This is a genomic window from Pseudomonas sp. UW4 (genome assembly GCF_000316175.1).
Lineage (GTDB): Bacteria > Pseudomonadota > Gammaproteobacteria > Pseudomonadales > Pseudomonadaceae > Aquipseudomonas > Aquipseudomonas laurylsulfatiphila.
On sequence record NC_019670.1, the window covers coordinates 5,814,745 to 5,829,576 of the forward strand.

At 63.8% G+C, this 14,832-nt stretch carries 10 protein-coding genes; all 10 read right to left on the reverse strand.

Annotated features, from left to right (window positions below; translation table 11 throughout):
• Window position 1: 1 nt before the first annotated feature.
• The 10 genes from mdcH to PPUTUW4_RS25900 all read right to left on the reverse strand — a co-directional run bounded on the left by mdcH (window position 2) and on the right by PPUTUW4_RS25900 (window position 14,795).
• Window positions 2-913 carry a malonate decarboxylase subunit epsilon gene (mdcH, locus tag PPUTUW4_RS25855; RefSeq protein ID WP_015097188.1) on the reverse strand — a complete coding sequence of 304 codons (912 nt, stop codon included), beginning with the start codon at window positions 911-913 and terminating at the stop codon, window positions 2-4.
• Window positions 910-1,530: a malonate decarboxylase holo-ACP synthase gene (locus PPUTUW4_RS25860; RefSeq protein WP_015097189.1), complete on the reverse strand. Its 621-nt coding sequence runs from the start codon at window positions 1,528-1,530 to the stop codon at window positions 910-912. Before PPUTUW4_RS25860 ends, mdcH begins: the two co-directional genes overlap by 4 nt.
• Window positions 1,524-2,327, reverse strand: a complete 804-nt coding sequence (mdcE, locus tag PPUTUW4_RS25865; protein WP_015097190.1) for a biotin-independent malonate decarboxylase subunit gamma — start codon at window positions 2,325-2,327, stop codon at window positions 1,524-1,526. Before mdcE ends, PPUTUW4_RS25860 begins: the two co-directional genes overlap by 7 nt.
• Complete coding sequence (locus PPUTUW4_RS25870) at window positions 2,324-3,175, reverse strand: biotin-independent malonate decarboxylase subunit beta (RefSeq protein WP_015097191.1); 852 nt, start codon at window positions 3,173-3,175, stop codon at window positions 2,324-2,326. Before PPUTUW4_RS25870 ends, mdcE begins: the two co-directional genes overlap by 4 nt.
• Window positions 3,168-3,467, reverse strand: a complete 300-nt coding sequence (locus PPUTUW4_RS25875) for a malonate decarboxylase subunit delta (protein WP_008001147.1) — start codon at window positions 3,465-3,467, stop codon at window positions 3,168-3,170. Before PPUTUW4_RS25875 ends, PPUTUW4_RS25870 begins: the two co-directional genes overlap by 8 nt.
• A complete protein-coding gene (locus PPUTUW4_RS25880; protein WP_015097192.1) occupies window positions 3,467-4,357 on the reverse strand; it encodes a triphosphoribosyl-dephospho-CoA synthase in 891 nt (296 codons plus the stop codon). Before PPUTUW4_RS25880 ends, PPUTUW4_RS25875 begins: the two co-directional genes overlap by 1 nt.
• Window positions 4,357-6,027, reverse strand: a complete 1,671-nt coding sequence (gene mdcA, locus PPUTUW4_RS25885) for a malonate decarboxylase subunit alpha (RefSeq protein WP_015097193.1) — start codon at window positions 6,025-6,027, stop codon at window positions 4,357-4,359. Before mdcA ends, PPUTUW4_RS25880 begins: the two co-directional genes overlap by 1 nt.
• Before the next feature lie 222 nt (window positions 6,028-6,249).
• Entirely contained in the window at window positions 6,250-6,711 is a 462-nt protein-coding gene (locus PPUTUW4_RS25890; protein ID WP_015097194.1) for a chemotaxis protein CheW, read from the reverse strand.
• Complete coding sequence (locus PPUTUW4_RS25895) at window positions 6,704-12,724, reverse strand: Hpt domain-containing protein (protein ID WP_015097195.1); 6,021 nt, start codon at window positions 12,722-12,724, stop codon at window positions 6,704-6,706. Before PPUTUW4_RS25895 ends, PPUTUW4_RS25890 begins: the two co-directional genes overlap by 8 nt.
• Before the next feature lie 37 nt (window positions 12,725-12,761).
• Complete coding sequence (locus PPUTUW4_RS25900; protein ID WP_227698145.1) at window positions 12,762-14,795, reverse strand: methyl-accepting chemotaxis protein; 2,034 nt, start codon at window positions 14,793-14,795, stop codon at window positions 12,762-12,764.
• Window positions 14,796-14,832 lie beyond the last annotated feature (37 nt).

Here is a 14,832-nt window from a genome sequence, read left to right on the forward strand (position 1 = left end):
TTCAGGAGTGGCGGCTTCCCTCCTCACGCATCAGCGCCTGCAGGGTATCGAGCCGCGCACCGTCGAAGGCAATCACGGTGCCCTGCTCGAACACCCGGCGCGCCAGCCCGGTCAGCACCGCACCGGGCGGCAGTTCGATCTGTAGACGTACGCCGCGCTCGTAGGCGCTTTGTACCGTGCCACGCCAGTCGACGATGCGGCACATGTTGAAGGCCAGGTCGTCACGCAAGGTTTCAGGCTTGATCAGCGGACGCGCACGGCTGCCGCTCAGGTAGCCCATCTTCGGGGTTTGCAGTGGCACCCTGGCGAAGGCTTCGGCCAACCGTTGCGCGGGTGCTTCAAGCAATGGGCAGTGGGATGGCACGCTCACTGTCAGACGCTTGACCAGGCCAGCTCCGCAACCTTTCGCCAACTCCGCCACCGCTTTCATCGCCGCATCGCTGCCGGCAATCACCACCTGGTTATCGGCGTTGATATTGGCCAGATAAACCGGCGCATCAGCGCTGTGAACCTGCGCCAACAAATCTTCCACCAAGGCCATCTCCAGACCGATGATCGCGGTCATGCCGTAACCCTGTGGATAAGCCTGCTGCATCAGCTCACCGCGCAGGCTGACCAGGTGCAGTGCATCGCTGAAACCCAAGGCACCCGCCACCACTGCCGCCGGATAAGCGCCGATCGACAAGCCGGCCACGTAGTCCGGGGCCATGGCCAGCTGGCGTGAAGCGGCGACGCCAGCGATCAGCAGGCAAAGCTGAACCGCCCTCGTCGACCGCAGTGCTTCGGCAGAGTCCAGCTGCGTCACGTCTTCACCGAGCCAATCGCTCGCCTCGTTCAACGTTTCCCGAGGCAAGCGCGTCAGCATGCCGGGTTGCTGCGCACCCTGGCCGGGGAACACCAGCAGGCTGCTCACGCTGCCTGCTCCTGTGGATGCCACGGGTCAGTGACCAGACGGGCCTGAGTGGCATTTTTCAGCAGGACCCGTGACGCAGTGCCGGCCCATTCGCGCAAGGCAACGGCGCCCAAGGGTGTCTGCAACTGCATGTCCACGCGGCACACGGCCGTGTCGAGAATGGCCACCAGCGCCTGCGCATCGGCACGACTCAACGGACGCGGTGTACGCAGGATCAGATCGAGATCGCTGCCCTCGTGCAATGCGGCAAAACCGCTGGCCAACTCAAACCCGGCACTGCCACTGACACCCCAGACCCAGTCACTCTCATCAAGGTGCGAACGCAGTTGCGCCAAGGCACGCAGCGCCGGGAAATCACGCAGTCCTTGAACACGGCAAAGTTCTTCCGGCCGCACCCGTCGCGTGATGGCGGCGACTTCCATCTCCGTCGCAAACCGCTGCTCGCGCAACGGCCCGCGCACGCCCACCGCCACCTGCCCCGCCGCGCTCAAGGCGCGACGGACCACCACCGGCTGGCCGGCACTGATCGAGTCGATCACCCAGGTCGGGGCATCCGCAGGCAACTGCCACGAGGTCATGCCCCACAGCAGGTCGTGAGCCAGAAGAGCACTCACCACTGTGCTCTCAGCAATTGGCGAACCTTGCTCGACGCCGCACGATTGGCCGCACCGAGACGACCGCTGAGATCTGCACCCTTCTGGGCGATATCGCCCATCGCCTGACCCAGGCACTCGGTCACCCGCGCCAGATCCGCCGCAGTCGGCTGCTCGATCTGCTCTACTGACAAGGTTTCCCACAGCAGCCCGAGGCTGGCATAGCTGTCGATGTCATAGGCCATCGGCGGCACGCTGGCCGCCAGGGCTTCGAGTTCTTCGACACTGCGCAAGGTCACCCGCGCCGCCGACGCCTTGCCCATGGCATGCACCATCACCCCCGGATCGCGCAGGGCGACCAAGCGATTGGCCTGATAACCATGGGCCAGAAACGCCCCGGACATCGCCTTGCCCACCAGCAAACCGATCACCGCATGGCCGGCCAGACGAGCACGGGCGTAACTGCCCGCTGCTGCGGCCAACGCCTGATGAATGCCGAGCGCTTCTTCGCGGCGACCATAAGCCTGGCTCGGCACGTCGACGATAGCTATCAGGGCGCGTTTGCGTGCCTTGTTTTGATCGGCGGCGATGACTTCATCCAGCGCCTTGGCCAGGCCCCAGCCTTCGAGCAACCCCACTTCGCCATTGCGTGCACGGACGAAGCGGTTTTCCGGGTCGGCCACCACCGCGATGAAACGCACAGGCTGATCGCCCAGCGAACCGTCCGCGACCTTCAGCGAAGCCGGCAACCCCTCGACCGCTTGCGCCCCGGCACTCAAGGCGTTGAACCAGTTCAAACCACGCAGGGAATACGAGCTCATGGGCGTTCTCCTTGGTACAGATCGCGAACCACGGACGGCTCGATTTGCGGTTCGGCGTCCAGACGCGCCAGGCGTTGCAGGAACAATTCGGCCTGGCGACTGCGTGATTGCGCCGGCAAACCTTGCTGGAGCAACTCACCCACCTGCTGGCGAATCTGCGCCACGTCGTCGGCAACATAGCGATCCACCAGAGCACTGGCGAAGCGCTGCTCGCCACCGGTCAGGCTCCAGATGAAGGGCCGGTCGCGGGAGTCGTATTCCTCGAGTCCGGCTTCCTGCTCGATCACCTGTGGGCCGTTCAGGCCCAGTCGCGCTTCCTGGGTCACCAACAGGTAGCTGCACAACCCGGCAGCAATCGACATGCCGCCAAAGCAACCGACGCTGCCCGCCACGACTCCGACCACGGGCTGGTACTGCTGCAAATCGACAATCGCCGCGTGGATGTCGGCAATCGCCGCCAGACCGAGGTTGGCTTCCTGCAAACGCACGCCGCCGGTTTCCAGCAACAGCACGGCGCGGGTCGGGATACCGTTGCGGTTGTCTTCGGCGGCCAGTTCCAGCGCACCGGCGATTTTTGCCCCGCCGACCTCACCGAGGCTGCCGCCCTGGAACGCGCCTTCGATGGCGGCGATCACCACCGGCAAACCATCGAGATTGCCCTTGGCGATCACCACACCGTCGTCGGCTTGCGGCACCACGCCCTGGCGCGACAGCCACGGCGACATGATCCGTTGAAAAGGGTCGAGCAGTTCGCGGAAGGTACCGGCATCGAGCAGGGCCTTGGCCCGTTGCCGCGCACCGAGCTCGACGAAGCTGTGCTTGCTCAGCAGGGATGCGCTGTCAGTCATGGCCGATCTCCTCGAAACCCTGTTCCAGACGCAGACGCACCACGCCGGGTGTCGCGCCGAAATCGTGGATGTCGATGGCCATCGCCGGCGGCGTCTGGCCGTCGAACATCCGTGCGAACAGATGCTGCCAGCGTTGTTCACTGCCATTGACCGAGGTCTGTACGTTGATCGTCAGCTTGCCGGCCTGCCCCGGTTCGATCAGCACTTCCAGATCGCCCGAGCCGACACAACCCACCAGGGTGCGGCCACGTGGCGGCTGCCCGGCGGGGAATTCAAAGGATAAGGTTTCCATCAAAAAGCTTCCCTTCGTGAATTGCAGAGGAAAAGGTTGTCGCCCGACTCGATACGGTCGATGAACAGGCAGGCTGCGAGCAGGTCCGCAGCGCCGCCGGGCGAGGCATTCAACGCGATGAGTTGTTGGTCCAGCTCATGCAGGCGGCGACGTCCGGCGAGGCTGGCGCTACCCCCGGCATCGAGCACTGCCTGGGCGCCGAGTTGCATGGTGTGCAGACCTTGTTCTCCAGCGCGGTACAGCACGCAGGTGTCGGCCAGATTCGTCATGATCGCCAGCAGCGCATCGAGCCGGGCGTTCTGTTCGCCATGGCCGGCGGCGCGGCTGCATTTGAGTTGCGGCAACGCGCGTTGCAACACCGCCGGGAAACCCAGTTGCGCTTCTTCACGGGCTCCGCGAGCGCCGTAGCGTTGAGCGACTTGAGCACCGTGGCTGAGGGGACGAGGCGCGTAACGGTCGTCGAGCAACGCCAGACGCGCCGCACGAATCGATACGCTGCTTGCAGCCGTGGATTCAGGGTCCAGCGCAGCGGCAGTGACCAACAGGCCCAAAGCCCAGATCGCCCCGCGATGAGTATTCACGCCGCCCGTGGTGTCGAGCATCGCTTGCTCGCCTTCACGACCGATGCGGCCGACGGCTTCGCGCAGGGGCAAGCCGATCTCACCGAACTCAATCGCGGCATCGGCCATCGCCTTGAAGGCCGGCCACAGGGACAGCGCCGAAGCGTGCATCAGCCCCAGGTGCAAATCGGTGTGGGCGCCATTGCCGCGACGGTCGACCAGTGCCGGTTTCGGCGACAGGTCAGCCTCGTCGATCAGCGCGTCCACCGCCATGTCCGCCAGCTGCTCGGCCAGGCTTAGGGTTTTGGGTTGCAGGTTGAGTGCGTGCATTACCAGCTCCTGAACTTGGCGGGCGGGTTGTAGAGGCCGCCGGACCACTCCACCAGATCGGCCACGCTTTTCGCCGCGAGCAGTTCGCGAGTAGCGTCGGTGCGGCGGATGCCGAGGTCTTCGGGCAAGGCAATCAGGCCTTCGCGGCGCATGCGCGCGGTGTCGTTAGGGTTGTGGCGCAAACCGATGGCAGTCACCCCGGCGACGGCGGCGATCATCGCCTGGCGTTCTTCCAGCGAACGCGCCTTGTACAGGTAAGCGATGCCTTCTTCGGTCAACAAATGGGTGACGTCGTCGCCATAGACCATGATCGGCGCCAGCGGCATGCCGCTTTTCTTCGCTACATCAACGGCATCAAGGGTTTCGACGAAGGTCGGTTTGCCGCCCTCCTGGAAAGTCTCGACCATCTGCACCACGAGTTTCTTGCCGCGCTCGAGCATCGGCTCGGCCACGTCGGTGTTGCGCATGTCGAGCCAGGCCGGGGTACCGTGGCGACGACCGCGCGGGTCGTGGCCCATGTTCGGCGCGCCGCCGAATCCGGCCAGGCGCCCGCGAGTCACGGTGGAGGAATGGCCGTCGCCATCCACCTGCAACGTCGCGCCGATAAACAGGTCCACGGCGTATTGCCCGGCCAGTTGGCTGAACATCCGGTTGGAACGCAGGGAACCGTCGCGCCCGGTAAAGAACACATCCGGCCGCGCCGCAATGTAGTTCTCCATCCCCAGTTCGGTGCCAAAGCAATGCACGCTTTCGACCCAGCCGCTTTCAATCGCCGGAATCAGGGTCGGGTGCGGATTGAGCGTCCAGTTGCGGCAGATCTTGCCTTTGAGGCCGAGGGATTCGCCGTAGGTCGGCAGGATCAGCTCGATCGCCGCGGTGTTGAAACCGATGCCGTGGTTGAGCGACTGCACGTTGTGTTTTTCGTAGATGCCGCGGATCGCCATCATCGCCATCAACACGTGCACAGGCTTGACGTGCCGTGGGTCGCGGGTGAACAGCGGTTCGATGTAGAACGGCTTGTCGGCCACCACCACGAAGTCGACCCAGGACGCCGGAATGTCCACCCGCGGCAAGTCGCTGACATCGTCCACCAACTGATTGACCTGCACGATGACGATGCCGTCGCTGAAGGCCGCCGGTTCGATCAGTGCCGGGGTGTCTTCGGTGCTCGGCCCGGTGTAGATGTTGCCGGCGCGGTCGGCCATGAAGCCGGCCGAGAGCACGACGTTGGGAATCAGGTCCACCACCAGCCGTGCGTAGAGTTCGATGTAGGTGTGGATCGCGCCGATTTCCAACAGGCCGTCTTCGAGCAACTGGCTGATGCGCAGGCTTTGGGTGCCGGCGAAAGAGAAGTCGAGCTTGCGCGCGATACCGCGTTCGAACAGGTCCAGGTGCTCGGAGCGTCCGACGCTGGGCATGATCATATGCAGGTCATGCAACTTCGCGGGGTCGGCCTTGGCCAGGGAACGTGAAAGGAAATCCGCCTGCTTCTGGTTGTTGCCTTCGAGCACCACGCGGTCGCCCGGCAGGATCAACGCCTCCAGCGCCGCGACGATGTTATCGGTGGGCAACACCACACCGTCGGCAAGACCTCGCACCAGCTCGAGACGCCGCTGCTTTTCGCTGCGCCGCCGCGTCCATCGCGAGTCGGGGGATATTGTTGTTGTCATGACCACTCCACGGGTTCGCTGTCGTGGGGGTCACATTAGGAGTGTTGGGTGGGGGGCATCAATCAAGCAGAGTGGCGGAACGTTACGCTCAGGGTAATGGTTGTCTGGGCTGACGCCTTCGCGGGCAAGCCCGCTCCCACAGTGGATCCGTGGCGAACACAAATCCAGTGTGGGAGCGGGCTTGCTCGCGAAGGGGCCGGTCAGATCACCACTGAATCGGGATCAGTTGATTAACCCGGCATCCACCAACAACGCCTCCAGCGCCAGCAAATCCGGCACCTTCGCCACCTGCTCCGCCACCTGCACCGCCGCCTGCTCCAGCGCGCACAACGGCACATCCACGTAACTCAACTGGCTGTCGAGCTTGCACGAGCGCGGAATCCCCTGCACCAACAGCGCGATGAACTTCAGCTCGGGCCGCCCGCCAAGGGCATTGAGAATGACGATCCGCGCGCGCTCACCGATGACGATTTTCTGCCCACAGGCCGACTCGAAACTCAGCAGCGGTATCTGCCGTTCGCGCCATGTCACCAGGCCGAGGTACCACGGCGGTGTGTCGAGATCGAAGGTCCCCGGTTGCTGGTAGTCGATCAGCTCGGCCACGGCGACGTTGGGCAGGATCAGGTTGCGGTCGGCCAACGGCAGCAGCAGGCCGGTGAGGTTGCTGGTGCGGTGTTCAAGCATGGGTCTTGCTCCAAAAGGCGATGCTTTCGAGCAGCACCGACTCCTGGTACGGCTTGCCCAGGTAGTCGTTGACGCCAATGGCCATGGCGCGGTCGCGGTGTTTCTGCCCGGTGCGGGAGGTGATCATGATGATCGGCAGGTGCTGCAGGCGTTCGTCGTTGCGCACCTGGGTCGCGACCTCGAAGCCGTCCATGCGCGGCATCTCGATGTCCAGCAGCATCAGGTCAGGCATGTGCTCTTCCAGCAGCAGCATGGCATCGACCCCGTCCTTGGCGGTCAGTACGTTCATGCCGTGGCGTTCGAGCAAGCGGCTGGTGACCTTGCGCACGGTGACCGAGTCGTCGACCACCATCACCAGCAACGGCCGATGGGGTTCGACCTCGACCTCCTGCCCCGCGGGACGCTGAGGTACGCGGGCCTGCATGGCGCGGATCGGCGCCAGCAGATCCAGAATCAGCACCACCCGGCCATCGCCAAGAATCGTCGCCCCGGACACCCCTTGCACCGCCGCAAACTGCGGCCCCAGGCTCTTGACCACGATCTCGCGAGTGCCGGCCATGGCGTCCACCAGCACCGCGATGTGCCGTTCGTTGCACTGCACCAGCAGCACCGGCAATGGCAGGCTCTGGCCCAACAGTTTCGGGCGCGGGATGGTTTTCAGCAGCTCACCCAGATAGCACAGCTCGTAACGTTGCCCGGCGTATTCGTAGGTGGGCGAATCGAAACGGAAATAGCCTTCAAGCTCATTGGGCAGGACACGAACGATGCCGTCGATGGTATTGAGCGGAATCGCGTATTGGTCCTCACCGCACTGCACCATCAGCGCTCGGTTGACCGATACGGTAAACGGCAGGCGAATGCGGAAATGCACGCCCTGCCCCGGCACCGAGTCGATGCTCATGGTGCCGCCCAGTTGCCGCACCTCTTCATGCACCACGTCCATGCCGACGCCGCGACCGGAGATCTGGGTGATTTTCTCGGCCGTGGAAAACCCCGGTTGCAGGATGAACTGCAACACGTCGTGATCACTGATGACGCTGTCCGGGGCGAGCATGCCGCGCTTGATCGCCTTGCGCCGCACCGCGTCCAGCGGCACACCGGCGCCGTCGTCGCGAATGTCGAAAATGATGTCGCCGCCTTCACGCAGCAGATCGAGGGTGATCTTGCCCTTGGCCGGTTTCCCCGCCGCCAGCCGCGCTTCGACGGACTCCAGGCCATGGTCGACGGCGTTGCGCAGCATGTGTTCCAGGGGCGCGGCCATGCGTTCAAGCACGTTGCGATCCATCTCGCCTTCGGCGTTATCGACGATGAAATCCACGTCCTTGCCAAGCTCGCTGGACACCTGGCGGACGATGCGCTGTAACCGCGGGAGCATGCGTTCGAACGGCACCATGCGCGTGCGCATAAGGCCTTCCTGCAGTTCGGTGTTGATGCGGCCCTGCTGTTGCAGCAGGTTTTCCGTGTCCTGATTGCGTCGTTCGAGGGTTTCCTTGAGGTCGAGCAAGTCAGAGGCCGATTCGAACAGCGCGCGGGACAGTTGCTGCAACTGCGAGTGGCGGTCCATTTCCAGCGGGTCGAACTCTTCATAGCCAAGACGTTCGGCGTCGACTTGCTGACGGCTGAGGATCCGCCCCTGGGTTTCGGTATCGAGGCGGCGCAACTGGTCGCGCATGCGCTCGATGGTGGTTTCCATCTCGCTCAGGGCGATGTGTGCATCGTTGACCTGCTGTTCGATCCGGCCACGGAAGATCGATGTTTCACCAGCCAGGTTGACCAGATCGTCGAGCAGCTCTGCCGAGACCTTGACCATGTCGGCGCCGGCCTCGGACGGCGGCGCCAGTGGTTCGGCCTTGGGCGTGGCCGGTGACGCAACCGGCGCGGGTGCTTCGGCCACGGCCGGGTGGCTGAAGTTCTTGATCGCATCGATCAAGCGGTCGGCGGGCGGCATCGGCTCACCGGCGCGGGCCGCGTCGAGCATCTGCGCCAGGCGGTCATGGCTGCGTTGCAACAGCGCGAACAACGGCGCCGTCGGCTGCAACACGCCGGTGGACAGGCCTTCGTAGAGGAATTCCAGTTCATGGGCCAGGTCGCCAATCGCGGCGATTTCCACCATGCGCGCGCCGCCCTTGAGGGTGTGCAGGTCGCGCAGGAGGGTTTCCACTTCCTGACGGCTCGAAGGCTGGGCCTGCCAGCGCTCAAGCGCCGCACCGGAGCTTTCGATGATGTCGAAACCTTCCTCGAGGAAGATCTCCAGCAACTCCGGATCATGGGCGGCCGAGTCATTAGTGGCTGCCAGTTCGCTGACCTCGGCGGCGCCCGAATGGCCCTGCCGGTAGGCGCGAATGGCCTCGATCAGCTCAGCGCAATCGCCCAAGGGCTGGTTGTGCCGTAACTGGTCAAGGTACTGCGCCAAGCGGTCATGGCTCTGCTGCAACAGCACCGCCAATGAGTCGCTGTAGGCGTAGCGACGATCCACCAGACCTTCGTAAAGGCTTTCCAGTTCATGGGCCAGATCGCCGACCGGCCCGACCTCGGCCATGCGCGCGCCGCCTTTGAGGGTGTGCAAGTCCCGTTGCAGGGACGACAGCGGCGCGGCGTTGTCCGAGTCGCGCAACCAGCGCTGCAGGGCCTGACCGGCGCTTTCGAGGATATCCACCGCTTCTTCAAGGAAGATCGCAACGATTTCATCGTCCAGTTCGCGCCCCGCTCCTAGTAGGGGGTAGCGAGCTCGCTCGCGAGTGGTCTCACCGGCGCCGCGTTTATCCAATGGTAACGCGTCATCGTTAACGTCCATCGCGAGCGGGCTCGCTCCTACAGGGGGTAGCGTGCGCTCTAGATCGGCGGTGGCAGCACCCAGCTCGCGGATGCTCAGGGTGCGGCTGCCATCACTGCGAATCAGGCCCATAGCCGACGGGTCGAGGCTCTCGTCGAGCAACTCGCGCAACGCCCTGATCCGTTGCGGCTGCGGGCTGACTTCCTGACCGGCGGCCAGTTCGTCGAGCATGTTGATCAGCGCTTCGTGGGCACCCTGAGCCTCATGGAAAAACCGCTCGCTGACCGCCAGGCTGCTTTCTTCCACGGCACCGTAGAGGTCGAGCAACGCCTCGCACAGCTCATCCACCGGGTGCAGCTCGGCCAGGTGGGCGCCTTCGCCGAGGGTGGTCAATTCATCCAGCAGCGCGCTGAGTTCCTGGCGTTCGCCGGGGTGTTGCTGCCAACGTTGTAGCAGGCTCTCGGCGTCCAGCAGGATGTCCATGCCCTGGGAGAGGAAGTTGTTGATCAGTTGCGGATCGCGCTTGATCCGCAGCCCGGTGTTAGGTGTGCTCAGGAGGTTTTCCAGGCGCTCGGCCAGCAGCGCTTTGGCTCGCTCAATCAAATGCAGGGCGCCGGGAATTTCCGCCAGCGGATCGCGCTTGAGCTGGCGCAGACCGAGGCGGAAAAGCCCTTCTGCTTCCAACAGCAATTCCACTTCATCCAGGTCCAGCGCGATCAGGTGCGCCTTGTACTCCCGGGCCAGTTGATCCAGTGGCGCGGCCAGCTCGGCAATCGGCAAGACACCGGCCATATAGGCACTGCCCTTGAGGGTGTGCAAGGCGCGCTGCAATTCGTCACTGGCCTGCAACGGCACATGCTCGGCAGCCTGATCAAGGAAGCGATTGAGGCTGCCCAAGTGGGTTTGCGCCTCTTTGCGGAAGATCTCCAGCAACAGCGGGTCGAGGGCCGCGACATCCTGCGTATCCTCATCGGACACCGGTTCGTCGCCCTTGGCCAGGGCATGGGCGCGGGCGGCCAACTGGTCGACATCGTTGCGCTGACGCTGGGCATTGGCGGCGTATTCAGCCACCAGCTCCGGCAGCAGATGCAGCACATCGCCGATCAGTTGCTGCACCGTAGCCCCCGGTTCCACGCTGTTTTCCAGTACGCGGTTAAGCAGGTTCTCCACGGCCCAGGCCAGCTCGCCCAGCACCAGGGCACGCACCATGCGACCACTGCCCTTGAGGGTATGAAAGGCGCGGCGCAGTTCGCTCAGGGCCGAGCGGCTGTCAGGATTGGCCGACCAGCGCGGCAAATACTCGCGCAGGATTTCCAGGACTTCGTCGGTCTCTTCAAGGAACACCTCGCGCAGTTCCTCGTCCACCGGTTCTTCGCCCGGGGGTGGCGGCAGCAGGCTGCCCGGGGTGTCCAGGGCGGGCGGGTTCAGGCTCGAAACCGGGCTGGCGAGCACATCGGCCAGGGTCTGGACGATCTGCGGGTCATCCAGCTCCTGCATCATCTGCATGACCTGCGCTTCGCTCGGGTTGAGCACATCATCCAGCACGGGCACATGCTGCTCACTGGGGAAAAACCCGAGGCTCGCCAGGCTTTTTTCCGCGACATCGAGCAGGTTTTCACCCTGCGCCTGCGGGTCATCGCCGAGGCGCTCGAGGTAATACTCGATGCTGGTGATCACGTCGGCCAGGCTGTCCAGTTCCTGCCAGCCCGGCTGACCCGGCTCGAGCAACAGGTGCTCGCGAATGAAGTGATTGCAGGTGTCGACCAGGCTCGCCGCCCGGCTCAACGGAATCATCGCCAGCGCACCGCGTACCTGGGTCAGCAAGGCCGGCAGTGCCTGCAAATGCTGGCGGTCCCAATCGGCATCGATGTAGTCGACGATCATGTCCTTGGCCTGCTGCAAACAGATGCGGGCCTCCTTGATCACGATCTGATGGATCTGCGTCAGGTCGGTGGTCGGCAGGCGATTGTCATCCTGGCTCTCCGGCTCCACGGTGCCGACCATGCCGGCCAGCGTCGCTTCGACGTACAGCAAGGCCCCGGCAACGTCCATGAGGATCGCATCGTTGGGTTCGCGCTGCCCCTGGGCGAGGCTGAGCACCACCGCCAATTGATCGATAATCACCTTGCGCGGCTGACCGAAGCCCAGGACCGCCAGGGTATCGGCGATTTGCCGTAGCGGCGCCAGCAGGCTGTCGAGGTCAGCGGTGTGCTGGCGGTCACTGCGCACGAACAGATCCAGGCGCTCCTTGACCCGCACCAGCTCTTCGCACAGCGCTGCCAGCACCGAGCGCATGGCATCCCGGTCTGGACCGGCCAGCCGCGCGCGTTCTTCATCGACCATCGCGCTGTCGGGCAGCGCGTCGTCCAGTGAGTAGCGTTCTTTCATGGTCAGCATCTGCCCGGTGGGATGTTCGGCCTTGGCTATGTAGAACAGCAAACTCTTGAGCAGCTCCGGTGGCGCCGGTTGATTGATGCCGCGCATGCCTTCTTCGAGCAGGCGCTTGAGTTCCTTGTCGGCGTCCTTGAACAGGCTGCGCAAGGCCGGGCTGTTGGCGATCGCACCGCCCTGCATGCCTTCGACCAGCGCCGAGGCCACCTGCCACAGCGGGCTCAGGGGGGCATTGGCGCACAGTGCCTCGAGGCGGGCGAAGACCTTGGCCAGGTAATCGAGGTTGGTTTCGTTATCCTGCTCACGCAGGAACCCGACCAACGCCATCTGCAGCATCTGCCGCAGCTTGCGCAGGACATTGGGCAATTCGGCCGGCTCAAGCTGCGCCAGCGTTTCTGCGTCCAGCGCAGGCAACTCGGGCAATTGCGGGCTGAACAGGCTGGTTTCCGACAGCAGGCTTTCGCCACGGGCGCTGCGCAGGTCGTTGATCAGTGGCAACACCACCAGTGGCAAGTCGCGGCGCGCACCTTGCACCCGGTCCAGGTAGATCGGCAACTGTCCGAGGGCCTGCATCAACAGGTGCAACGCCTCGTCGCGATGGCTGACGCGGTCACCCTGCAAGGCCATGGCCAGTTGTTCCATCTCTTCGGCGAGCAACGCCGCACCGTAGAACTCGACCATCTGCAAACTGCCGTGGACCTGATGGATGCACGCAAGGCATTCATCCAGCGCATGCGTCGCCTGCGGGTCATCGAGCAGGCTCTCGATCGCGTGATGAGCCTGTTTCAGCGTTTCGGCAATCTCGCCCTTGACCCACTCGAGGGCCACATAGTCGTGCCGATCACCCATAACCACTCCAATCACAATTCAGATACCCATGGGCGGTTCAAGCTTTGTCCACAACCTGCGCCTTGGCATCCGGCAAGGTGAAACCGGACACCGAACGACGCAACTGACTGGCCATTTTAGCCAGGTTGCCGATGCTGTCGGCCGTGGCGGTGGAACCCGACGACGTCTGCGAGGTGATCTGCTGGATCACGTTCATCGTCAGGGAAATCTGGCCGGCCGACGACGTCTGCTGTTGTGCGGCATTGGAGATGCTCTGGATCAGCGCCGCGAGCGTCTTCGACACACCCTCGATTTCTTCCAGGGCCACACCGGCATCCTGCGCCAGACGGGCGCCGCGCACCACTTCGGTCGTCGTCTGCTCCATGGAGATGACCGCCTCGTTGGTGTCGGTCTGGATCGCCCGCACCAGAGTCTCGATCTGCCGGGTGGCGGCAGAAGAACGCTCGGCCAGCCGCTGCACTTCATCGGCCACCACGGCGAAACCGCGACCGGCGTCGCCAGCCATGGACGCCTGGATGGCCGCGTTGAGGGCGAGGATGTTGGTCTGGTCGGCAATGTCATCGATCAGGCTGACAATGTCGCCGATTTCCTGGGAGGACTCGCCAAGGCGCTTGATGCGCTTGGCGGTGTCCTGAATCTGCTCGCGAATGTTGTCCATGCCGTGGATGGTGTTGTGCACCACCTCGTTGCCCTTGTTGGCAATTTCCACCGAGCGCTCGGCAACCGCCGAAGATTCAGCGGCATTGGCCGACACCTGGTCGATGGACTCGGCCATGTCGTTGATCGCCATCGAGGCCTCGGAAATCTGCTGGGCCTGATGTTCCGAAGCCTGGGCCAGGTGCATGGCGGTGGCCTGGGTTTCCTGCACGGCAGCGGCGACCTGGCCAGCGGTGAGGTTGATGGTCGCGACCAGATCGCGCAACTGGTCGACGGAGTAATTGATCGAGTCGGCGATGGTGCCGGTAAAGTCTTCCGTCACCGAGGCCGTCACCGTGAGGTCGCCGTCGGCCAGGTCTTCGATCTCGTCGAGCAAACGCATGATCGCGTTCTGGTTACGCTCGTTTTTCTCGGCGGTTTCGCGCAGCTGGCGATTGGTTTCGCGCACCATCACCAGGCCGATCAGGATGATCGAAGTCAGCGCCAGCAAGCCCAGCACATAACCGCCTATGGTGTCGGTGGTGCGCCCGCCGACCATGTTTTCAAAACCGCTGGCCAGGTGTGAGGCTTCTTCGAGCAGGGTTTGCGAGAGACTGAAAATGTTTGAGGCCGATTCACGGACCTTGAACAGCTCAGGCGAGGTTTCGAGGATCTCGTCCACCGAGCCCGAGACGAACTCGAACAGCTCGGCAATTTCCGCCAGTCGCGCACGGGCGTCGCGGTCTTCGACCTGACTGACCTTGAGCGCCGGGTCGCCCTGGAGCATGCCGTTGAGCACCTTGCCGAACTGCGTCGCGTCACGCCCGAACGCATCGGCGGCCTGCTGTGAGTTTTCGTCGCCGGCCAATACCGTATTGACCGCACCGAGGATCCGCTCGGCCAGCAGCGATTGGCGCTGGGCCATGGCCACCTGGGCCGCCGGGGCGCCCCGTTGCAGGAGGATCTCGACGACTTTTTCGTACTCGACCTGCAACTGCGGCACGGTTTCAGCCAGCGTCGCGGCGACCTGATGCAGGGACAGTACGGTTTGCTCGCTGGAGAGAATCGCGTCGGTGTTCTTCAGCAGGCGTTCCCAGTCCTGTTGCACCGCGCGCATCTCTGGACGCACAGTGGCCGGGGCCGGTGGCAGGCTGGTGGCCGGGTCGCCCTTCTTCAGATAGCCCCAGCGCCGGGCAAAGTCATTGCGCGCATCGCTGAGCAACTTGAACGCGGCAGCCTTGCCGGCGGCCGCTTCGGTGGCGTTCTTGGCGATGCGCTGGGACAACACGCGCAGTTCGCCGGCGTGGCCGATGTACTGTTTGTCGTAGGTCGCCTGGGTGTTGAGGTACGCGAAGTTGGCGAACAGCAGCATGATGAAGACGATCAGCGCGATGAACAGCACGATGATCTGCGACCGGCTGCGCGACCCTTCCATTGGCTTGCCTGCTTTTGTTTTTGTCATCGGTCCTCGC

Bases quoted from the DNA above. Each gene is read 5' to 3' on its own strand.
- mdcA (WP_015097193.1), bottom strand. From the start codon at position 6,027: ATGACAACAACAATATCCCCCGACTCGCGATGGACGCGGCGGCGCAGC.
- mdcE (WP_015097190.1), bottom strand. From the start codon at position 2,327: ATGAGCTCGTATTCCCTGCGTGGTTTGAACTGGTTCAACGCCTTGAGT.
- PPUTUW4_RS25900 (WP_227698145.1), bottom strand. From the start codon at position 14,795: ATGGAAGGGTCGCGCAGCCGGTCGCAGATCATCGTGCTGTTCATCGCG.
- PPUTUW4_RS25895 (WP_015097195.1), bottom strand. From the start codon at position 12,724: ATGGGTGATCGGCACGACTATGTGGCCCTCGAGTGGGTCAAGGGCGAG.
- PPUTUW4_RS25890 (WP_015097194.1), bottom strand. From the start codon at position 6,711: ATGCTTGAACACCGCACCAGCAACCTCACCGGCCTGCTGCTGCCGTTG.
- PPUTUW4_RS25880 (WP_015097192.1), bottom strand. From the start codon at position 4,357: ATGCACGCACTCAACCTGCAACCCAAAACCCTAAGCCTGGCCGAGCAG.
- PPUTUW4_RS25870 (WP_015097191.1), bottom strand. From the start codon at position 3,175: ATGACTGACAGCGCATCCCTGCTGAGCAAGCACAGCTTCGTCGAGCTC.
- PPUTUW4_RS25875 (WP_008001147.1), bottom strand. From the start codon at position 3,467: ATGGAAACCTTATCCTTTGAATTCCCCGCCGGGCAGCCGCCACGTGGC.